The sequence below is a fragment of the Variovorax sp. GW823-FHT02B07 genome, from assembly GCF_058797695.1.
Genome location: NZ_JBXAJX010000002.1, coordinates 115,610 through 136,158 on the forward strand (window position 1 = coordinate 115,610; position 20,549 = coordinate 136,158).

Genomic DNA, 20,549 nt, shown 5'->3' on the forward strand with positions numbered 1-20,549 from the left:
TGTGTTTCATGGAGGAAACGTCGGCGTCAGTCCTGGGACTTCACCTTCGCCACGGCCAGCGCCGTCATGTTGATGATGCGGCGCACCGTCGCCGAAGGCGTCAGCACGTGCGCCGAGCTCGCGCCACCCAGCAGGATCGGGCCCACCGTGATGCCGTTCGCGCCCGTCATCTTCAGCACGTTGTAGAGGATGTGGGCCGAGTCGAGGTTCGGGCACACCAGCAGGTTGGCCTCGCCCGTGAGCGTGGTCTCGGGCAGGGCGGTGCGGCGGATCTCGTCGGACAGCGCGGCGTCGCCGTGCATCTCGCCGTCGCACTCGATGTCGGGTGCCATCTGCGAGAACAGGTCGCGCGCCAGGCGCATCTTGCGCGCCGAGCCGCGGCTGGAGGTGCCGTAGTTCGAGTGCGACAGGAAGGCCACCTTCGGCGGCAGGCCGAAGCGGCGCACCTCTTCGGCGGCCATCACAGCGATGCTGGCCAGCAGTTCGGCGCTCGGGTCTTCGTTCACGTTGGTGTCGGTGATGAACACCGTGCGCTTCTCGAGCGTGAGCGCGTTCAGCGTGGCGAAGCCGGGCGCGCCGCGCTTCAGGCCGATCAGGTTGCGGATGTGCTCCAGGTGCACGTCGAAGCGTCCGACCAGGCCGCAGATCATCGCGTCGGCATCGCCCAGGTGCAGCATCAGCGCGGCGATGGTGGTGTTGGAGCGGCGCACCATCGTCTTGGCGGCCTCGGGCGTGACGCCGCGGCGGCCCATGAGCTTGTGGAAGCTCTCCCAGTAGGTGCGAAAGCGCGGATCGTCTTCCGGGTTCACGATTTCGAAGTCGGTGCCGGGGCGGATGTGCAGGCCGGCCTTCTGAATGCGTGCCTCGATCACGGCGGGGCGGCCCACCAGGATGGGCTGGGCCAGGCCTTCGTCGACCGCCCACTGCGCGGCGCGCAGCACGCGTTCGTCCTCGCCCTCGGCGTAGGCCACGCGCTTGGTGGTGGAGATTTTTGCGGCGCTGAACACCGGGCGCATGAACATGCCCGTCTGGTAGACGAAGCGCGTCAGGTGCTGGCGGTAGGCCTCCATGTCCTCGATGGGGCGCGAGGCCACGCCCGAGGCGGCGGCCGCCTTGGCCACGGCCGGCGCGATGCGCAAAATCAGGCGCGAGTCGAAGGGCTTGGGAATGATGTAGTCGGGGCCGAAGGCCAGCTCCTGGCCGGCGTAGGCGGTGGCCACTTCTTCGCTGATGTCGGCCTTGGTGAGGTCGGCAATCTCGCGCACGCAGGCCAGCTTCATTTCTTCCGTGATCTTGCTCGCGCCGCAATCGAGCGCGCCGCGGAAGATGTACGGGAAGCACAGCACGTTGTTGACCTGGTTCGGGTAGTCCGAACGGCCCGTGGCAATGATGCAATCCGGGCGCACGGCCTTGGCCAGCTCGGGGCGGATCTCGGGCTCGGGGTTGGCCAGCGCCAGGATGATCGGCTGCGTGCCCATGGTCTTGACCATCTCGGCGCTCATGACGCCGGGGGCCGAGCAGCCCAGGAACACGTCGGCGTCCTTCACCACGTCGGCCAGGGTGCGCGCGCCGGTGTCCTTCTGGGCGTAGCGGGCCTTCGATTCGTCGAAGCCGCCCGCGCGGCCCATGTAGATCAGGCCCTTGGAGTCGCAGGCGTAGATGTTGGCGGGCTTGGCGCCCAGGCCGACCATCACGTCCAGGCAGGCGATGGCGGCGGCGCCCGCGCCCGAGACGGCGATCTTGACGTCCTCGATCTTCTTGCCGACCAGCTCCAGGCCGTTGAGCAGCGCCGCGGCCGAGATGATGGCCGTGCCGTGCTGGTCGTCGTGGAACACGGGGATGTTCATGCGCTCGCGCAGCTTCTTCTCGATGTAGAAGCACTCGGGCGCCTTGATGTCCTCGAGGTTGATGCCGCCCAGCGTGGGCTCCAGCGCCGCGATGATGTCGACCAGCTTGTCGGGGTCGTTCTCGGCCAGCTCGATGTCGAACACGTCGATGCCGGCGAATTTCTTGAACAGGCAGCCTTTGCCTTCCATCACGGGCTTGGAGGCCAGCGGGCCGATGTTGCCCAGGCCCAGCACGGCGGTGCCGTTGGTGATGACGCCCACGAGGTTGCCGCGGGCGGTGTATTCGGCCGCGAGCGCGGGATCTTCCGCAATGTCGAGGCAGGGGTAGGCCACGCCCGGCGAATAAGCCAGCGACAGGTCGCGCTGGTTCAGCAGGGGCTTGGTGGGGGTGATCGAGATCTTGCCCTTGACGGGCGAGCGGTGGTATTCGCGCGCTGCTTCTCGAAGTGCTTCTTCAGCGGGGGACAGGGATGCAGCCATTTGAAAAGTCTCCTAGGTTCTGGCGGGCAATGAGGCTACCGCAAAAGCGCGGCCTCTTCTCTCGGGGGGAACGACGAGACCCTCTATCTTCCGCCTGATCGAGAGGGTCTGCCGACTCGCTAAACTTCAACACCCCCGTTTCCGGGGGGCAAATCCGTGCCGCACGGGCGGTGCGGCGAACCAACGTCCACAACCACAGAACAACACGGAGGGACATCGAATGACACCCGGACCTTTCACCGGCACCGAGCCGGATGTCGTGGTCATCGGCGGAGGCCCTTCGGGCTCCACGGTGGCCGCCTTGCTCGCAGACAAGGGCCACGACGTGGTGCTGCTCGAGAAGGCGCAGCACCCGCGCTTTCACATCGGCGAATCCTTGCTGCCGATGAACATGCCGCTGTTCGACCGGCTCGGCGTGCGCACCGAGGTCGAGGCCATCGGCCTGCGCAAGCACGGCGCCGAGTTCGTCTCGCCCTGGCACGACCACAGCAGCCACTTCGACTTCGGCCAGGCGATGGACAAGAGTTTTCCCTATGCGGTGCATGTGCGCCGTTCGGAATTCGACGAACTGCTGTTCCGCCACGCCGGCAAGCGCGGCGCGCGCACCTTCGAGGGCCGGCGCGTCACCGGCGTCGACATGGACGCGGGCAAGGGCACGCCCGACAACCGGGCGCTGGTGAAGGTCAAGGCCGACGACGGCACCGAGACCGAATGGCGCCCGCGCTTCGTGATCGACGCCAGCGGGCGCGACACGCTGCTGTCGAACCAGTTCGACGCCAAGCAGCGCAACCGCAAGCATGCGAGCGCGGCGCTGTACGGCCACTTCGCCAACGCCGAGCGCCGGCTGGGCCGCTTCGAGGGCAACATTTCGCTCTTCTGGTTCGACCACGGCTGGTTCTGGTACATCCCGCTGAAGGACGGCACGGTGAGCGTGGGCGCCGTGGCCTCGCCGGCCTACTTCAAGCGGCGCCAGGGTGCGTCGCTCGAAGATTTCCTGATGCAGACCATCGCGCTGGCGCCCAAGCTGGCCGCGCGGCTGAAGAACGCCACGCTCATGGAAGGCGCCACCACCACCGGCAACTACGCCTACGACTCCAAGTTCTGCCGTGGCGACCGCTTCATGATGGTGGGCGACGCCTACGCCTTCGTCGACCCGATGTTCTCCTCGGGCGTGTACCTGGCGATGAACAGCGGCTTCGAGGCCGCGACCTGCGCCGACCACTGGCTCAAGGGCGAGGCGAAGGAGGCCGAGAAGGCCTTCCGCCATTACGAGAAGGTGATGAAGCACGGGCCGAAGATGTTCTCGTGGTTCATCTACCGCATCACCTCGCCCGCCATCCGCCGCCTGTTCATGGCGCCGCGCAACATCTGGCGCATGCAGGAGGCGCTGCTGTCCATCCTGGCCGGCGACCTGTTCCGTAACACGCCCATCGGGCCGCGCTTCTGGGGCTTCAAGGTGACGTACTACGCGTCGTGCCTGGGCATCCTGCCGCAGGCCGTGAAGACCTGGGCATGGCGCCGGCGCAATCTCAAAGAGTCTCTGGAAGCTGCAAAGAGCTGATTCCTGCGGCGAGGCCGCGCGGGGCATTCGGGGCGCGCTCGCGCCGACGGGGCACCTTGCTCCGCGAATGTCCCCCGGCCTGCGGCCTCCTCCTTGATTTCGCTGCGCAAGGCACCCCATCGACACGAGCGTTGTTCGCAAGGGTCGTTGATCGGCCGCACACCCGCAGCGTGTCCCGTGACCAGGACACTGGGTGCTTCCCGCAGCGAAATCAAGGAGGAGGGGCGAAGCCCCGGGGGACATTCGCGGAGGGAAGTACCCGGTGGCCTGGGCACGTTCCCCGAATGACCCCGCCACGTGAGGCTCAGTCCGGCGTGACCGTGTGCTGTGCCAGCGCCTCCAGCGCCTTCACCAGCGCCGAGTGATCCAGCTGGCCGTAGCCCATCGCCGCGCAGGCGTTCATCAGCTGCGCTGCGTTTGCGGTCTGCGGCAGCGCCACGCCCAGCGAACGGGCGCTCTGCATCGCCAGGTTCAGGTCCTTCTGGTGCAGCGAAATGCGGAAGCCCGGTGCAAAGGTGCGCTTGATCATGCGTTCGCCGTGCACTTCGAGGATGCGCGAGCTGGCAAAGCCGCCCATCAGCGCCTGGCGCACCTTGGCCGGGTCGGCGCCGGCCTTCGAGGCGAACACCAGGGCTTCGCTCACGGCGGCGATGTTCAGCGCCACGATGATCTGGTTGGCCACCTTGCAGACCTGGCCGTCACCCGCGCCGCCCACCAGGGTCACGTTCTTGCCCATCTTGTCCAGCAGCGGCTTCACGCGGCCGAAGGTGCCTTCGTCGCCGCCGCACATGATCGTCAGGCTCGCGGCCTTGGCGCCCACTTCGCCGCCCGAGACCGGCGCGTCGATGTAGCCGGCGCCCAGCGCGACGATGCGGCGCGCGAATTCCTTGGTGGCGATCGGGTCGATGGAGCTGCAGTCCACCACGATCTTGCCCTGCGAACCCTTCAGGCCGTCGGCCACGCCTTCCGCGCCGGGGGCGCCGAACAGCACTTTCTCCACGTCAGGGGTGTCGGGCACCATGATGAAGACGATGTCGGCCTTGCGCGCCACTTCGGCGGCCGAGCCGCAGATGGTGGCCTTGGAGACGAAGGGCTCCGGCGTGTTGCCGTGCGTGTTCACGAAGAGTTCGTGGCCTGCCTCGAGCAGGTGGCCCGCCATGGGGGCGCCCATGATGCCCAGGCCGATGAATCCGATTTTTTGTGCTGCAGTGGTCATGTCTCTGTTTCCTTCGTGAACGTTCATTGCTTCTTCGTGAGGGCTTCGCGCCAGCCGAGGCCTTCGACGGTGGTGGCACGGGGCTTGTATTCGCAGCCGATCCAGCCGTCGTAGCCCAGCGCGTCGATGTGCTGGAACAGCCACGGGTAGTTGATCTCGCCCGTGCCCGGCTCGCCGCGGCCGGGGTTGTCGGCCAGCTGGATGTGGCCGATGCGCGCCAGCTGCTTCGTGAGCGTGTTGCCCAGCTCGCCTTCCATGCGCTGTGCGTGGTAGATGTCGTACTGCACGCGCAGGTTGTTGGAGCCCACCTCGTCGATCAGCGCCAGCGCCTGGTCGGTGCGCGTGAGGAAGAAGCCGGGGATGTCGAAGGTGTTGATCGGCTCGATCAGCAGGCGCAGGCCCGCGGCTTCGAGTTCGCGTGCTGCCAGGCGCAGGTTCTCGACCACGGTCTTGTGCGCGGCGTCGGTGCTCACGCCCGCCGGCACCTTGCCGACCAGGCAGTTGAGCTGCGGGCAGCCCAGCGCCGTGGCGTAGTCGATGGCCAGCGCGATGCCTTCGCGGAACTCGCCGGTGCGGTCCGGGTGGCAGGCGATGCCGCGCTCGCCCTTGTCCCAGTTGCCGGCCGGCAGGTTGTGCAGCACCTGCTGCAGGCCGTTGGCGCGCAACGCGGCCGTGAGTTCCTTCTTTTCGAAGGGGTAGGGGAAGAGGTACTCCACCGCCTTGAAGCCGACCTTGGCGGCCGCCTCGAAGCGTTGCATGAACGGCAGCTCGGTGAAGAGCATCGTGAGATTGGCTGCGAACTTGGGCATGTCTCTTGTCTCCTCGATCAATCCAGCATCGCCACGGCGAGGGCCGTGGGTGCGTCGGCCATGCTTTCGGCCAGCGGTTCGAATTCGTTGATGGCGTCGATCTCGGTGCCCATCGCGATGTTGGTCACGCGCTCCAGCATCACCTCGATGACGACCGGCACCTGGAACTCGGCCATGAGCGCCTCGGCGCGGGCGATGGCGGGCGCCATCTCTTCCTGCTTGTGCACGCGGATCGCCTTGCAGCCCAGGCCCTCGACCACCTTGAGGTGATCGACGCCGTAGCTGCCTTCGATGCCGGCGTCGGCCGGTGCGTTGATGTTGTCGAAGGCCAGCTGCACGCAGTAGTCCATCTCGAAGCCGCGCTGCGACTGGCGGATCAGGCCGAGGTAGGAGTTGTTGACCACGATGTGCAGGTAGGGCAGCTTGAACTGCGCGCCCACGGCCAGCTCTTCGATCATGAACTGGAAGTCGTAGTCGCCCGAGAGCGCGACGATCTTGCGCGTCGGGTCGGCGGCACGCACGCCCAGCGCGGCGGGAATGGTCCAGCCCAGCGGGCCGGCCTGGCCGCAGTTGATCCAGTGGCGCGGGTTGTACACGTGCAGGAACTGCGCGGCCGCGATCTGCGACAGGCCGATGGTGCTCACGTAGCAGGTGTCGCGCTCCAGGTGGTTGTTCATGCACTGGTACACGCGCTGCGGCTTCATCGGCACGGTGTCGAAGTTGGTCTTGCGCAGCAAGGTCTTCTTGCGCTCGCGGCATTCGCCGGCCCAGGCGCCACGGTCGGTGAGCTTGCCGGCGGCCTTCATTTCCTCGGCCACTTCGACGAAGAGTTCGAGCGCGGCCTTGGCGTCGGAGACGATGCCGAAGTCGGGCGTGAACACGCGGCCGATCTGCGTGGGCTCGATGTCCACGTGCACGAAGGTGCGGCCCTTGGTGTAGACGTCGACCGAGCCGGTGTGGCGGTTGGCCCAGCGGTTGCCGATGCCCAGCACGAAGTCCGAAGCGAGCACGGTGGCGTTGCCGTAGCGGTGGCTGGTCTGCAGGCCGCACATGCCGGCCATGAGCGGGTGGTCGTCGGGAATGGCGCCCCAGCCCATGAGCGTGGGGATCACCGGCACGCCGGTGGCTTCGGCAAAGCGCACGAGCAGGTCGGACGCGTCGGCGTTGATGATGCCGCCGCCGGCCACGATCAGCGGGCGCTCGGCCGCCTGCATCATGCCGATGGCCTTCTCGATCTGGGCGCGCGTGGCGGCCGGCTTGTAGGGCTTCAGGGGCTCGTAGGCGTCGATGTCGAACTCGATCTGCGCCATCTGCACGTCGAAGGGCAGGTCGATGAGCACGGGGCCCGGGCGGCCCGAGCGCATGAGGTGGAAGGCCTGCTGGAACACCTGCGGCACCTGGCCGGGTTCGCGCACGGTGACCGACCACTTGGTGACGGGCTTGGAGATCGACTCGATGTCGACCGCCTGGAAGTCTTCCTTGTACAGGCGGGCGCGCGGCGCCTGGCCGGTGATGCACAGGATGGGAATGGAATCGGCCCAGGCCGAGTACAGGCCCGTGATCATGTCGGTGCCCGCCGGGCCCGAGGTGCCGATGCACACGCCGATGTTGCCGGCCACGGCGCGGGTGTAGCCCTCGGCCATGTGCGAGGCGCCCTCGACGTGGCGCGCGAGGATGTGCGAGATGCTGCCGCGCTGGCGCAGGGCCGAGTACAGCGGGTTGATCGCCGCGCCCGGCACGCCGAAGGCCTGCGTGACGCCTTCTTTTTCCATCACCAGAACTGCGGCCTGGACCGCTGTCATCTTTGCCATTTGAAAGTCTCCTTGAGGTGGCCTCACTGTAGGAAGCGGGGCGCATTCCAAGAAGACGGCTGGGGGCCATAAAACCTATTCCGCCATGGAATAACTGGCTACCATCCGGCCATGGATCGTCTACTGGCTATGGAAATGTTCGTGCGGGTCGTCGAGACCGGCAGCTTCTCGAAGGCGGCGCGCGAGTTCAACACCACGCAACCCACCGTGACCAAGCAGGTCGCGGCCACGGAGGCGCGCCTGAAGGTGCGGCTGCTCAACCGCAACACGCGCGGCGTGAGCCTCACGGAGCCGGGCGCGCTGTACTACGAGAAGTGCAAGACCATCGTGCGCGACGCGGAGGAGGCCGACAGCATCGTGCAGCTGCGCCAGAACCAGGCGCAGGGCCTCTTGCGCGTGGGCACGTCGGTGGCCTTCGGGCGGCGCGTGGTGGTGCCGCTGGCGCTGGAGTACATGCGCCGGCATCCGCAGGTGCAGCTGGACCTGAGCTTCGAGGACCGCTATGTCGACCTCATCGCGCAGGGCATCGACGTGGCGATCCGCATGGGCAAGCTGGCCGATTCGTCACTGGGGGCGCGCTACCTCGGCGCGAATCCGTGGGTCATGGTGGCGTCGCCGGCCTACCTGAAGAAGCACGGCACGCCCAAGCGCGCGCAGGACCTGAGCGCGCACGTGGCGCTGATCTACAGCAGTGTGGTGGGCGACGAGTTCTGGCGCATGCACACGCCGCGCGGGGAGCCGGTGACGGTGCCGGTGTCGGGGCGCTTCCGGTCGAACAACCTGTCGGCGGTGCTGGCTGCGGCGCGTGATGGGTTGGGGATCGCGTTGATGCCGCGCTATGTGGCGAGTGAATCGCTGGCTGCTGGCAAGGTGAACGCCGTCCTTGGGGACCATGCGCTGCCTGAGCAGGAGATTCACGCTGTGTTTCCTTCGCCCAAGCTGGTGCCTGGGAAGGTGTCGGGGTTTGTGGCGTTTCTGCAGGGGCGGTTTGACGAGGGGTGGTGGGAGGCCTGAGCCGACTGTTCGGGGCGCGTGCCCAGGCCACCGGGTACTTCCCTCCGCGAATGTCCCCCGGGGCTTCGCCCCTCCTCCTTGATTTCGCTGCGGGAAGCACCCAGTGTCCTGGGCACAGGGCACGCTGTGGGGAACGGAACCTTCAGGCTGCAAGCCGTTGCGCCGCCCGCCCTGCAGGCCGGGCCAATCCGAGGTGGTCGCGCAATGTGCGCCCCTCGTACTCGGTGCGAAAGATGCCTCGCTTCTGCAGGATCGGCACCACGCCGTCCACGAAGTCCTGCAGCCCATGTGGCAGCGCGTCGGGCATCAGGTTGAAACCGTCGGCCGCGCCGCCCCTGAACCAGCGCTCGATGTCGTCGGCGATCTGCTCGGGCGTGCCGACGATCACGCGGTGCCCGCCGCCGCCCGCGAGTTCGCGGATCAGCTGGCGCACCGTGTAGCCGTGCGTGCGCCCGGCCGCGACCACGGCGTTGAAGAAAGTGTGGTTCCCGTTGCCATTGCCGGGCAGCGGCAGGTCGTCGGGCAGGCGCTCGTCGAGCTTGAGGCGGTCGGGCGCGATGCCCAGCGTGCCGGCCAGGCGCGTGAGGCTGTAGTCCCAGGGGATCAAATCGACCAGCGCGTCGCGGCGGCGAAGCGCCTGCGCTTCGGTGGCGCCGACGATGGTGGTGAGGCCTGCCAGCACCTTCACCGCGTCGGGGCCGCGGCCCAGCTCGGCGGCGCGGGTCTTGAGGGCGCGTGCGTAGGCCTGCGATTCTTCGAACGATTGCGAGGCGGAGAACACGGCTTCGGCATGGCGCGACGCGAGCTCGCGCCCGTCGGCCGAGGCGCCGGCCTGCACCAGCACGGGGTGGCCCTGCGGCGGGCGCGGCAGGTTGAGCGGACCCTGCACCGCGAAGTGCCCGCCGCGGTGCGCGAGGGCGTGCACCTTGGCCGGGTCGATGAAGCGGCCGGCGGCCTTGTCGCCGACAAAGGCATCGTCTTCCCAGCTGTCCCACAACGCCTTGACGATGTCGGCGAACTCCGAGGCGCGCGCGTAGCGCTTCGCGTGGTCGGGCGTGGTGTCCAGGCCGAAGTTGCGCGCCGAGGGCAGGTCGGCCGTGGTCACCATGTTCCAGCCGGCGCGGCCGGCGCTCACGTGGTCGAGCGTGGCGAAGCGGCGCGCGAGGTTGTAGGGCTCGTTGTAGCTGGTGGAGGCCGTGGCGATGAGGCCGATGTGCGTGGTCGCGGCGGCCACGCAGGCCAGCAGGATGGTGGGCTCCAGCGCGGTGATCGGGCGGAAATGGATCTGGTCGACGATGGCGGCGTTGTCGGCCAGGAACACGGCGTCGAGCTTGGCGGCCTCGGCGATCTGCGCGGTGCGGATGTAGTGCTGGATGTCGGCGAAGGCCCACGGGTCGCTCTCGGGCAGGCGCCAGGCCGAGGGCACGAAGCCCGAATGCAGGATGTTGACGTTGAGGTGCAGCTGCCTGCGCGGCGCGGTGGCGTTGTTGTTGCTCATTGGCTGAAATAGTCCGGCAGCCGGTAGCCCGCCCACACGGGGTTGGCCTTGAAGAACTTCTGGAACTCGGGCGACTGGTAGGCGGTGGCGATGTCCTTCGCGAACTTCGCGTTTTCGTTGCTGCGCTTCACCGCCACCACGTTGACGTAGGGCAGCGTCATGTCTTCGAGCTTGAGCGCCTCGGTGAGCTTCAGGCCCGAGGCCACGGCGAAGTTGCCCTGCACGGCCGCGAGGTCGGCGTCGGCCAGCGAGCGCGGCGCCTGCGCGGCGTCCAGCGGCACGATCTTCAGGCGCTTGGGATTGCTCGCGATGTCGCGCTCCGACACGCTCAGCGGACTCACGCCCGGCTTGAGCGTGACCCAGCCGATGGCCGCGAGGATGTTGAGCGCACGCGCCGCATTCACCGGGTCGGCGGGCAGCGTGACGGTGGCGCCGTCGGGCACGGCGTCGAGCGTCTTGTGGCGGCGCGAATACAGGCCCATGGGCGGCGTCGGCACGTGCACCACGGGCACGAGGTCGAAGCCCTGCTGCTTGTTGGTGGCGTTCAGGTACAGCGAGTGCTGGAAGATGTTGGCGTCGATCTGGCCGCGCTCCACCGCGTCGTTGGGCTGTACGCCCTGGCTGAACTCGACGTACTTGATGCTGTAGCCCAGTTTCTTCAGCTGGGGCTCGATGCCGTGGGTGAAGGCGTCGCGGTAGGGGCCCGGCATGAAGCCGACGCGCAGGTCGTCCGCGTGGGCGGGCGCGAGCAGCAGCAGGCTCAGTGCGAGCCCGCCGGACAGCGGGGCGAGGCGGCGCAGCCACGAGGGCGCGCGCGAAAGGGAAGGCATGGCGACAACTCCGGGAGACGGCAAGGGGAGTCGGGCACTCTAGGGCGCACGCTGCGCGTCGCGAACGAAGATTTGCGCGCTTGCATATCCGCGGGCCGGATAAACCGCGCCGGCTTTTGTAGGATGCGTCCCATGACCCTGCACATCGGAATCGTCGGCTGCTCCGCCGAAGGCGCGGCCCTTTGCTACAAGACCATCTGCATCGAGGGCGCGGCGCTGCTCGGCCCGCACGCGCACCCCGAGGTGTCGATGCACACGCCCTCGCTCGCGGAGTACACGCGCTGCCTGGACGCGGGCGACCTGGCGGGCGTGGGCGCGCTGATGCTCGGCTCCGCGCACAAGCTCGCCGCGGCGGGCGCGGACTTCCTGATCTGCCCCGACAACACGATCCACCAGGCCTTCGACCACGTGGCGCCGCGTTCGCCACGGCCCTGGCTGCACATCGCCGAGGTGGTGGCCGACGAGGCCGTGCGCCGGGGCTTTCGCCGCATCGGCATCACGGGCACGCGCTGGCTGACCGACAGCGAGGTGTATCCCGAGAAGCTCTCGGCGCGCGGCCTGGAATACGTGCGCCCCACCGTCGAGGAGCGCGCCGAGATCGGCCGGATCATCATGGACGAGCTGGTCTGCGGCCTCTTCAAGCCCGAGGCCGTGGCCACCTTCCAGCGCGTGATGCAGCGCCTGAAGGACGCCGAGGGCTGCGATGCGGTCGTGCTCGGCTGCACCGAGATTCCGCTGATCATGAGCGACGCGAACTCGCCGTTGCCGACGCTGGATTCGACGCGGCTGCTGGCGCGCGCGGCCTTGCGCCGCGCCACGCAGAAGTAAAACTAGGCGAGGAATTCCTCGATCAGCTGCGCCACGCGCTGCGGCTGGTCGTGGTGCAGCATGTGGCCCGCATCGTCGAGTTGCTCGATGCGCACCGAGGGCACGGACTTCAGGCGCTCGTGGAACTCGGCGAGCGTGTAGCGCGCTTTCCACCAGCCGTGCAGGCTGTCGTCCGAGGCCTCGACCATCAGCGTCGGTGCGGTGATGCGCGCATAGAGCGCGAGCGTCTCGTCGACGCGGAAGATGTTGGCGTTGACGATCTTGTGCGCGGCCTCGCCGAGGATCTGCCAGCGCGTGTTGCCGTCGGCCTGGGCCTGCGGCGCCGACCAGTGGCCGGCCAGCCAGTCCGCCTTGTCCTGCGTGAGGCGCGGGTTGGTCTTCATGAGGCGGCGTGCCACGCCGTCCACCGCCGAATAGCCCGCGAGCGCTTTCTCGCCGCGGTGCAGGCCCTTGAGCTCGTCGATCCACTGGCCGTAGCGCGCGGGCGCCTCGGCGGGCTGGCGCGCGGGCATCCCGAAGCCCTCGAGGTTGACGAGGCGGCGGATGCGCGCGGGGCGCACGCCCGCGTAGTGCATGGCGACGTTGCCGCCCATGCTGTGGCCGACGAGGTCGACCGGGCGGGCATCGTCGCCCTCGCCGGCGTAGTGGTCGAGCAGCCATTCGAGGTCGGCCAGGTAGTCGGGCAGCCAGTAGTTGTCGACGCCGCCGCCGTTGGTGAGGCCGAAGCCGCGCCAGTCGGGGGCGATGATGAAGCGGTCGTCCTTCAGCGCATCGACCACGAACTGCCAGGAGGCCGCCACGTCCATCCAGCCATGCACCAGCACCAGCGGCGGGCGCTCGCTCGATGGTTGCCCCCAGAGGCGGACGTGGTAGTTCAGGTTGCGCACGGGCACGAATTCGCTGCGCGAGGGGCGGAGGGCTTGGTACATATGGCGCTCGATGATACGGAGAGGCCGCGCCGCGCGCAGTCCGCCACAGGACAGGGCGGCGCTCGGTTTCTCGGGGCCGGGGCAGCGCCTGCCGCGCGGGCGCGCTAGCATTCCGCGCATGAAAAAGATTCCACTCGGTCAGAGCGACCTCCACGTCACCCCGATCTGCCTCGGCACCATGACTTTCGGCGAGCAGGTCGACGAGCCCACCGCCCACGCCGTCCTGAACCGTTCGCTCGAGCGCGGCGTCGACTTCATCGACACGGCCGAGATGTACGCGGTGCCGGCAAGCAAGGAAACCTGCGGCGCGACCGAAACCATCATCGGGAACTGGTTTGCGGCCAACCCCGGCACGCGCCAGAAGATCACGCTGGCCACCAAGGTGGCCGGCCCCTCGCGCGGCATGCCCTGGGTGCGCGAAGGCACGGGCATGACGGCGGCCGACATCGAGGCCTCGTGCCACGGCAGCCTGCGCCGCCTGCAGACCGACGTGATCGACCTGTACCAGATCCACTGGCCCGAGCGCCACGTGCCGGTGTTCGGGAACATCCACTACAACCCCGAGAAGGAAACCTCGCAGACGCCGATCCACGACCAGCTCGAGGCGCTGGGCAAGCTGGTGAAGGCGGGCAAGGTGCGCACCATCGGCCTGTCGAACGAGACGCCCTACGGCGTGCACGAGTTCGTGCGGCTAGCCGAGCAGCACGGGCTGCCGCGCGTGGTGTCGGTACAGAACGTCTACAACCTGGTGAGCCGCGCGCACGAGAACGCGCTCGACGAGACCATGCACCGGCTCGGCGTGTCGCTGCTGGCGTACTCGCCGCTGGCCTTCGGCCTGCTGACCGGCAAGTACGACCAGAGCGGCATCGAGGGCCCCGACGCGCCCAAGGGCGCACGCATCTCGAGCTACGAGTCGGTGCGCAAGCAGCGCTGGGGCAAGCCCGACGCGCTGCGCGCGGCGCGGCGCTACAACCAGCTCGCCCGCGACCACGGCCTGAGCCCCACGCAGCTTGCACTGGCCTTCTGCTACACCAAGTGGCAGGTGGCGAGCACGATCATCGGTGTGACCTCGGTGGCGCAACTCGACGAAGACCTGGACGCCTATGGCACCACGCTGTCGGCCGAGGTGCTGGCCGAGATCGACAAGATCCGCCTGGACATCCGCGACCCCGCCGCCTGACCTGAGCAAGTGAGCAAGAAAGCCCACGTTTCCGAGACGCCCGCCACCCAGCTGCTGCGGGCGAACAAGGTCGCCTTCACCGAGCACCCCTACGAGTACCTGGAGCACGGCGGCGCCCAGCACAGCGCGCAGGTGCTGGGCTTCGATCCGTTCACCGTGGTCAAGACGCTGGTGATGCAGGACCAGGACGCCAGGCCGCTGATCGTGCTGATGCACGGCAACCGCACGGTGTCGACCAAGAACCTCGCGCGGCAGATCGGCGCCAAGTCGGTCGAGCCCTGCAAGCCCGAGGTGGCGCAGCGCCACAGCGGCTACATGGTGGGCGGCACCTCGCCCTTCGGCACGCGGCGCGAGATGCCGGTCTACATCGAGTCGAGCGTGCTCGAACTGCCGAAGATCGCGATCAACGGCGGGCGGCGCGGCTACCTCGTGGGCATCGATCCGCAGGTGTGCGTGACGCTGCTGGGCGCCAAGCCCGTGCAGTGCGCGCTGGCAGAATAGCCGGCGTTTGCTTTTTCCCGCCGGGCATGCAGGCCGGCGGCGCACAACAACAATCCGTTCCCCGGAGACCCGCCTTGAGTTTCGATCTGCCTTCCCTCCTTGCCATCGTGGCGTCGTACCTGATCGGTTCGCTGTCGTTCGCGGTCATCGTGAGCAAGTCGCTCGGCATGGCCGACCCGCGCAGCTACGGCAGCGGCAACCCCGGCGCCACCAACGTGCTGCGCTCGGGCAACAAGGGCGCCGCGCTGGCCACCTTGCTGCTCGACGCGGCGAAGGGCTGGCTGCCGGTGTTCCTGATCCGCCAGTTCGGCGCGCAGTGGGGGCTGGGCGAGGGCGTGGCGGCGCTGGCGGGCCTGGCGGCCTTCCTGGGCCACCTGTACCCGGTGTTTTTCGGCTTCCAGGGCGGCAAGGGCGTTGCCACGGCCGCCGGCGTGCTGGTGGGCATCGCGCCCTGGCTGGGGCTGGCCACGGGCGCGACCTGGCTGATCATCGCGATCTTCTTCCGCTATTCGTCGCTGTCGTCGCTGGTGGCGGCGTTCTTCGCACCGGCCTACTACCTGCTGGGTGGAAACATTGCGTGGCCACTCGACCGCACGGTGCTGATTGCGATCATCATCATGAGTCTGCTGCTGATCTGGCGGCACCGCGAAAACATCCGCCGGCTCGCGGCCGGCACGGAGTCGAAACTCGGCTCGAAGAAAAAGGCTTGAACTCACCATGGCATCCATCACCCGCTTCCACGTCGGCCCGCGTCTGTCCGAGACCGCGGTGCACAACGGCACCATCTACCTCGCGGGCCAGGTGCCCGACGACACCACGCAGGACATCCGCGGCCAGACCGCGCAGGTGCTCGGCATGGTCGACCGCCTGCTGGCCGAGGCCGGCAGCGACAAGTCGCGCATCCTCATGACGCAGATCTTCCTGGCCGACATCGGCGACATCGGCGCCATGAACGAGGTGTGGGACGCGTGGATTCCGGCCGGCAATACCCCGCCGCGCGCGACCGTGGAGGCCAAGATGGCCAACGCGGCTTACAAGATCGAGATCGTCGTCACGGCCGCACAGGCCTGAGGCCAGATCGGGAGCGGTCTCAGTACCGCTTCTCGAGAATCATCTCGTCGGCGTCGCGCCGCATCGAGAAGCGATTGAGAAAACTGTTGCCCAGCAAGACGAAGGGCATGGGCTGCTGCGAGACGATGGCGTCGATGTCGTAGACCTCGACGTCGCCCACGCGCACGCTCTGCAGCCGCAGCCTGTAGCCCGGGGCGTTGCCGTTGGCGGTGCGTATCTGCACCGGCTGCCCCTTGCTGTAGTCGAGCCCGATGCGCTGGGCATCGACCGCCGACAGCGCGATGGTGGTCGCGCCGGTGTCGAGCATGAAGGTGACGGCGCGGCCGTTGATCTGGCCCTGCGTCATGTAGTGGCCCCGGCTGTCGGCCTGCAGCACGATGCGGTTGCCGCCGCTGCCGGCAATGCCGCCCCGCCCGATGCTCACGGGCGAATCCATGCGCAGCGAAAAACGCTTGCCCGCCGACTCGACCACCGCCTGGTCGGCCTGCAGCGACACCAGCTTGACGCCCTGGAAGGTTTCCCCGACCGCCACCGTCTTGGGCGGCGCGCCGTTCACGATGAGGATGGCGCGGCTGCCGATGGAGCCGGTCAGCGTGACCGAGTCGGCGGCGTGCGCCGCCATGGCCGCGGCCGCCCACAGCGCCGCGACGAGGAGCGCCTTCATGCGCGGGTCAGTCGCGGAAGTTGTTGAAGGACAGCGGCATGTCGGGCACGTCCTTCTTGATGAGGGCCATGGCGGCCTGCAGGTCGTCGCGCTTGGCGCCGGTGATGCGCACGGCGTCGCCCTGGATCGCGGCCTGCACCTTGAGCTTGCTGTCCTTGACGATGCGGGTGATCTTCTTGGCCTGCTCGCTCTCGATGCCGTTCTTGATCTTGATGACCTGCTTGACCTTGTCGCCGCCCATCTTCTGGACGTCGCCCTTGTCGAGAAAGCGCACGTCGACGTTGCGCTTGGTGAGCTTGTTGCGAAGGATGTCCTCGACCTGCACGAGCTGGAACTCGGCGTCGCCGATCATGGTGATCTCCTTGTCCTTGAGCTCGACGGCGGCGGCGGTGCCCTTGAAATCGAAGCGCGTGCCGATTTCCTTGGCGGTGTTTTCGACCGCATTCTTCACTTCGGGCAGATTGGGCTCGCAGACGGTATCGAAAGACGGCATAGGCTCTCCTGGACGCACGGGTACTGAATGCGACAATTCTCCCATGATCGTGGAGTCCAATGTCCCGCTGCAGCCCTACAACAGCTTCGGCATCGTCGCGCGTGCGCAGCACCTGGCGCGCATCGCCAGCGAGGCCGACCTGGCCGCGCTGCATGCCGACCCCGCCTGGCGCGACGAACCCCGTTTCGTGCTCGGCGGCGGCAGCAACATCGTGCTCACGGGCGACGTCAAGCCGCTGGTGCTGAAGGTCGAGATCAAGGGCCGGCGGCTGGTCGAAGAGACGCCGCGCGCCTGGATCGTCGAGGCCGGCGCCGGCGAAACCTGGCACGACACCGTCGAATGGATGGTGCGCAGCGGCTACCCGGGGCTGGAAAACCTGGCGCTCATTCCCGGCACGGTGGGCGGCGCGCCGGTGCAGAACATCGGCGCCTATGGCGTCGAGCTGCAGGACCGCTTCGATTCGCTCGACGCCTTCGACCTCGAAACCGGCCGCGCCTTCACGCTCGACGCGGCGCAGTGCGCCTTCGGCTACCGCGACTCGGTCTTCAAGCACGTGCGCAGCGGCCCGAATGATTTCGGCCTGGCGGGCCGCGCGGTCATTACGCGGGTGCGCTTCCGGCTGCCCAAGCCCTGGAAGCCGGTGGTCGGCTACCTCGACCTTGAGCGCAAGATGGAAGAAACCGCCAACTTCACGCCGAGCGCGGTCGACATCTTCGAGTGGATCTGCGCCATCCGCCGTGCCAAGCTGCCCGACTGGCGCGTGCTGGGCAACGCCGGCAGCTTCTTCAAGAACCCGACGGTCACGCCCGAGCAGTGCGCCGACATCATCGCGCGCGACCCCAAGATCGTTCACTACCCGATGGACGACGGCAGCATCAAGCTCGCGGCCGGCTGGCTCATCGACGCCTGCGGCTGGAAGGGCAAGTCGGTGGGCAACGCCGGCGTGTACGAAAAGCAGGCGCTGGTGCTGGTCAACCGCGGCGGCTCGGCCAACCCGGTGACCGGCGGCGAGGTGATGACGCTGGCCAAGGCGATCCAGACCAGCGTGTACGAGCGCTTCGGCATCCGATTGGAGCCGGAGCCGGTGGTGGTCTGACGCGGTGGATCTCGACTTCCTGCACCTGAACTACCGCCGGCGCATCGCCGTGCTGGGCTGGGCGCAGCTTGCCGTCATCGTGGCGGGCATCGCCTCGGTGTTCCTGGTGCGGGCGGGCTGGTGGGGGGCGGTGCTGTTGATCCTCGCGGCCCTCTTATTCGCGGGGCTCCTGAGCCAGATCGAACTCAGCCTGCGCCGCCAGTTCATCCGCGAGGCCCGGCTGCCGCCGTTCCTGATCGGCAAGCTCCGCGCGGCGCACCCGCAACTGAGCCGACGCGACGCCGAGTTGGTGCTGCGCGGGCTGCGGCAGTTCTTCATGGCGTACCTGCGCAGCAACCTCAAGTTCGTCGCCATGCCCTCGCGGGTGGTCGACACGGCCTGGCACGAGTTCATCCTGCACACGCAGGGCTACCAGACCTGGTGCCAGGCGGCCTTCGGCGGCATGCTGCACCACAGCCCGGCCGAGGTGCTGGGCAAGGATGCGCGGCGCAACGACGGCCTGCGCCGCACCTGGTACTGGGCCTGCAAGGAAGAGAGCATCGACCCGCGCAAGCCGGCGCGGCTGCCGCTGCTGTTTGCGCTGGACATCAAGTTCGCGATTGCGGGCGGCTTCCACTACATCCCCGATTGCCGGGCGATCGAGCGTGCGACCGGTTCCGACGCGCACTGCGGCTCGAGCTTCGGCGATTCGTCGTCCGACGGCGGCAGCTCGGGCGATGCCGGGGGCTTCGGCGGCAGCGAGTCGAGCGGGGGCGGCGATGGCGGCTCCAGCGACGGCGGTGGCGCGTCCGATGGGGGCGGTGGATGCGGCGGCGGGTGCGGAGGCGGCGGCGACTGACGCCGGGGCATTTCCCAAAGTCTCCCAAAGAAAAACGGGCCGCAAGGGCCCGTTTGTCATTGTTGCCCTTGCGCGTGGCAAGGGCAGGGGGATCGATCGATTAGCTCGCGTCGCCGTCGTTCGCCAGCTTCGGCAGCGAGGCGCCTTCGCCCGACGACAGCAGACCCACACGGGTGTAGATCGCCAGCTTCTCGCGCGTATCGACGATGTCCAGGTTGCGCATCGTGAGCTGGCCGATGCGGTCCAGCGGCGTGAACGCGCCTTCGACCTTTTCCATGCTCAGGCGCTCGGGCTTGTACGTGAGGTTGGCCGATTCGGTGTTCAGGATCGAGTAGTCGTTGCCGCGGCGCAGCTCGACCGTCACTTCGCCGGTGATGGCGCGCGCCACCCAGCGCTGGGCCGTTTCGCGCAGCATGATGGCCTGCGGGTCGAACCAGCGGCCCTGGTACAGCAGGCGGCCCAGGCGGCGGCCGTTGTCGCGGTACTGCTCGATGGTGTCTTCGTTGTGGATGCCGGTCACCAGGCGCTCGTAGGCGATGAACAGCAGCGCCAGGCCGGGGGCCTCGTAGATGCCGCGGCTCTTGGCCTCGATGATGCGGTTCTCGATCTGGTCGCTCATGCCCAGGCCGTGGCGACCGCCGATGCGGTTGGCTTCGAGGATCAGCTCGACCAGGTTCGTGTAGCGCACGCCGTTCAGCGCGACGGGCACGCCTTCCTCGAAGCGCACCGAGACGGTTTCGCGCTTGACTTCGACTTCGTCCTTCCAGAAGGCCACGCCCATGATGGGCTGCACGATCTGCATGCCGCTGTTCAGGTGCTCGAGGTCTTTGGCCTCGTGCGTGGCGCCCAGCATGTTCGAGTCGGTCGAGTAAGCCTTCTCGGACGACATCTTGTAGGCGAAGCCGGCCTTCTGCATGAACGCCGACATTTCGGCGCGGCCGCCCAGCTCGTCGATGAAGACCTGGTCGAGCCAGGGCTTGTAGATCTTCAGCGCGGGGTTGGTGAGCAGGCCGTAGCGATAGAAGCGCTCGATGTCGTTGCCCTTGTAGGTGCTGCCGTCGCCCCAGATGTGGACGTCGTCTTCCTTCATGGCCGACACCAGCATGGTGCCCGTCACCGCGCGGCCCAGCGGCGTGGTGTTGAAGTAGGTCACGCCGGCGGTGGTCACGTGGAACGCGCCGGCCTGCAGGGCGGCGATGCCTTCGTTGGCCAGCTGCGCGCGGCAGTCGATCAGGCGGGCGTTCTCGGCGCCGTAGAGCATTGCCTTGCGCGGAATCTCGTCGTAGTCGGGCTCGTCGGGCTGGCCGAGGTTGGCGGTGTAGGCGTAGGGGACCGCGCCCTTGAGCTTCATCCAGTGCAGCGCCGCGCTGGTGTCCAGGCCGCCCGAGAAGGCAATGCCGACCTTCTGGCCGGCGGGAACGTTTTGGAGAATGGTCGACATGTCAGGGGTTCCGTTTCAACCGAAGTGGCAGATGTAGCTGTAGGGCTCGCCGCCCACGCGGATCTGGAAGCTGGAGTTGCCCGGGATGCTGAACTTCTGGCCGGGGCCCGAGGCGATCCATTCGCTGGTGCCTGCGAGCTGGTATTCGCAGCTGCCGCCGGTGCCTTCCATGATTTCAGGCGCGCCGGTGTTGAAGGTGAGGGTGGAGGGCAGGACCACGCCGACCGATTTCTTGGTGCCGTCCGCCAGGGTGAGGTTGTGGCTCACGCACTTGCCGTCGAAATACACATTGGCCTTGGTGGCCACTGCGGCGCTGTTGATGGTGTCGGTAGTCGTCGTCATTGGATGGATGGCGCCGGCGCCTGCGCGTTCGGCGGATCGAGGGACGCGCCGCGGCAGCAGCACCCCCGGGGTTGGAGAAGCCCTCGATTTTAGGGGCTCG

General features: G+C 67.8%; 20 protein-coding genes. 9 read left to right on the forward strand and 11 right to left on the reverse strand.

Annotation, left to right across the window (positions count from 1 at the left end; translation table 11 throughout):
* Positions 1-26: 26 nt before the first annotated feature.
* Positions 27-2,327: an NADP-dependent malic enzyme gene (locus AC1RGU_RS11790; RefSeq protein ID WP_070062392.1), complete on the reverse strand. Its 2,301-nt coding sequence runs from the start codon at positions 2,325-2,327 to the stop codon at positions 27-29.
* Between the two features lie 220 nt (positions 2,328-2,547).
* Here AC1RGU_RS11790 and AC1RGU_RS11795 point away from each other — a divergent pair, with 220 nt between their 5' ends.
* Positions 2,548-3,888 (forward strand): NAD(P)/FAD-dependent oxidoreductase, encoded by a 1,341-nt coding sequence (locus AC1RGU_RS11795; RefSeq protein WP_492699881.1) that lies wholly within the window; start codon positions 2,548-2,550, stop codon positions 3,886-3,888.
* A gap of 304 nt (positions 3,889-4,192) precedes the next feature.
* Here AC1RGU_RS11795 and AC1RGU_RS11800 read toward each other — a convergent pair whose 3' ends face one another.
* From AC1RGU_RS11800 to gcl, 3 genes are read right to left on the reverse strand one after another with little or no spacing between them, the layout of a single operon-like run.
* The gene (locus AC1RGU_RS11800) at positions 4,193-5,104 is read right to left on the reverse strand and encodes a 2-hydroxy-3-oxopropionate reductase (RefSeq protein WP_492699879.1); all 912 of its coding nucleotides are present in this window, start codon (positions 5,102-5,104) and stop codon (positions 4,193-4,195) included.
* Positions 5,105-5,127: 23 nt separating this feature from the next.
* Complete coding sequence (gene hyi, locus AC1RGU_RS11805) at positions 5,128-5,913, reverse strand: hydroxypyruvate isomerase (RefSeq protein WP_492699877.1); 786 nt, start codon at positions 5,911-5,913, stop codon at positions 5,128-5,130.
* A gap of 17 nt (positions 5,914-5,930) precedes the next feature.
* A complete protein-coding gene (gene gcl, locus AC1RGU_RS11810; RefSeq protein ID WP_095746339.1) occupies positions 5,931-7,724 on the reverse strand; it encodes a glyoxylate carboligase in 1,794 nt (597 codons plus the stop codon).
* 111 nt (positions 7,725-7,835) lie between these two features.
* Here gcl and AC1RGU_RS11815 point away from each other — a divergent pair, with 111 nt between their 5' ends.
* Complete coding sequence (locus AC1RGU_RS11815; protein WP_159273302.1) at positions 7,836-8,738, forward strand: LysR family transcriptional regulator; 903 nt, start codon at positions 7,836-7,838, stop codon at positions 8,736-8,738.
* A gap of 142 nt (positions 8,739-8,880) precedes the next feature.
* Here the strand turns inward: AC1RGU_RS11815 and AC1RGU_RS11820 are convergent, their stop codons facing one another.
* Together AC1RGU_RS11820 and AC1RGU_RS11825 are read right to left on the reverse strand one after the other, a co-directional pair.
* Positions 8,881-10,236, reverse strand: coding sequence for an LLM class flavin-dependent oxidoreductase (locus tag AC1RGU_RS11820; RefSeq protein ID WP_492699093.1), 1,356 nt, complete (start codon positions 10,234-10,236; stop codon positions 8,881-8,883).
* The gene (locus tag AC1RGU_RS11825; RefSeq protein ID WP_307696000.1) at positions 10,233-11,066 is read right to left on the reverse strand and encodes a MetQ/NlpA family ABC transporter substrate-binding protein; all 834 of its coding nucleotides are present in this window, start codon (positions 11,064-11,066) and stop codon (positions 10,233-10,235) included. The genes AC1RGU_RS11820 and AC1RGU_RS11825 overlap by 4 nt, the downstream gene beginning before the upstream one ends.
* A 132-nt stretch (positions 11,067-11,198) precedes the next feature.
* Between AC1RGU_RS11825 and AC1RGU_RS11830 the strand changes: the two genes are divergently transcribed.
* Complete coding sequence (locus AC1RGU_RS11830; protein ID WP_492699096.1) at positions 11,199-11,894, forward strand: aspartate/glutamate racemase family protein; 696 nt, start codon at positions 11,199-11,201, stop codon at positions 11,892-11,894.
* Positions 11,895-11,896: 2 nt separating this feature from the next.
* Here AC1RGU_RS11830 and AC1RGU_RS11835 read toward each other — a convergent pair whose 3' ends face one another.
* Complete coding sequence (locus AC1RGU_RS11835) at positions 11,897-12,823, reverse strand: alpha/beta fold hydrolase (RefSeq protein WP_492699098.1); 927 nt, start codon at positions 12,821-12,823, stop codon at positions 11,897-11,899.
* Between the two features lie 118 nt (positions 12,824-12,941).
* On the opposite strand from AC1RGU_RS11835, the gene AC1RGU_RS11840 reads away from it, so the two are divergent.
* From AC1RGU_RS11840 to AC1RGU_RS11855, 4 genes are all read left to right on the forward strand, one after another.
* Positions 12,942-14,003: an aldo/keto reductase gene (locus AC1RGU_RS11840; protein WP_062469984.1), complete on the forward strand. Its 1,062-nt coding sequence runs from the start codon at positions 12,942-12,944 to the stop codon at positions 14,001-14,003.
* A gap of 9 nt (positions 14,004-14,012) precedes the next feature.
* Positions 14,013-14,504, forward strand: coding sequence for an aminoacyl-tRNA deacylase (locus AC1RGU_RS11845; protein WP_159275754.1), 492 nt, complete (start codon positions 14,013-14,015; stop codon positions 14,502-14,504).
* A 74-nt stretch (positions 14,505-14,578) separates the two neighbouring features.
* Positions 14,579-15,214, forward strand: a complete 636-nt coding sequence (gene plsY, locus AC1RGU_RS11850; protein WP_062469978.1) for a glycerol-3-phosphate 1-O-acyltransferase PlsY — start codon at positions 14,579-14,581, stop codon at positions 15,212-15,214.
* A gap of 7 nt (positions 15,215-15,221) precedes the next feature.
* Positions 15,222-15,575 carry a RidA family protein gene (locus tag AC1RGU_RS11855; protein ID WP_070062404.1) on the forward strand — a complete coding sequence of 118 codons (354 nt, stop codon included), beginning with the start codon at positions 15,222-15,224 and terminating at the stop codon, positions 15,573-15,575.
* A 19-nt stretch (positions 15,576-15,594) separates the two neighbouring features.
* On the opposite strand, the gene AC1RGU_RS11860 is transcribed toward AC1RGU_RS11855, so the two are convergent.
* A complete protein-coding gene (locus AC1RGU_RS11860; protein WP_492699101.1) occupies positions 15,595-16,239 on the reverse strand; it encodes a retropepsin-like aspartic protease family protein in 645 nt (214 codons plus the stop codon).
* Between the two features lie 7 nt (positions 16,240-16,246).
* The gene (locus AC1RGU_RS11865) at positions 16,247-16,732 is read right to left on the reverse strand and encodes a YajQ family cyclic di-GMP-binding protein (RefSeq protein WP_095746332.1); all 486 of its coding nucleotides are present in this window, start codon (positions 16,730-16,732) and stop codon (positions 16,247-16,249) included.
* Positions 16,733-16,775: 43 nt separating this feature from the next.
* On the opposite strand from AC1RGU_RS11865, the gene murB reads away from it, so the two are divergent.
* Together murB and AC1RGU_RS11875 are read left to right on the forward strand one after the other, a co-directional pair.
* Complete coding sequence (gene murB / locus AC1RGU_RS11870; protein ID WP_159273310.1) at positions 16,776-17,828, forward strand: UDP-N-acetylmuramate dehydrogenase; 1,053 nt, start codon at positions 16,776-16,778, stop codon at positions 17,826-17,828.
* 4 nt (positions 17,829-17,832) lie between these two features.
* Complete coding sequence (locus tag AC1RGU_RS11875) at positions 17,833-18,666, forward strand: glycine-rich domain-containing protein (RefSeq protein ID WP_492699103.1); 834 nt, start codon at positions 17,833-17,835, stop codon at positions 18,664-18,666.
* 100 nt (positions 18,667-18,766) lie between these two features.
* Here AC1RGU_RS11875 and argG read toward each other — a convergent pair whose 3' ends face one another.
* Positions 18,767-20,107, reverse strand: a complete 1,341-nt coding sequence (gene argG / locus AC1RGU_RS11880; RefSeq protein ID WP_159273312.1) for an argininosuccinate synthase — start codon at positions 20,105-20,107, stop codon at positions 18,767-18,769.
* Positions 20,108-20,122: 15 nt separating this feature from the next.
* The gene (gene ppnP / locus AC1RGU_RS11885) at positions 20,123-20,449 is read right to left on the reverse strand and encodes a pyrimidine/purine nucleoside phosphorylase (RefSeq protein ID WP_492699105.1); all 327 of its coding nucleotides are present in this window, start codon (positions 20,447-20,449) and stop codon (positions 20,123-20,125) included.
* Between the last annotated feature and the right edge of the window lie 100 nt (positions 20,450-20,549).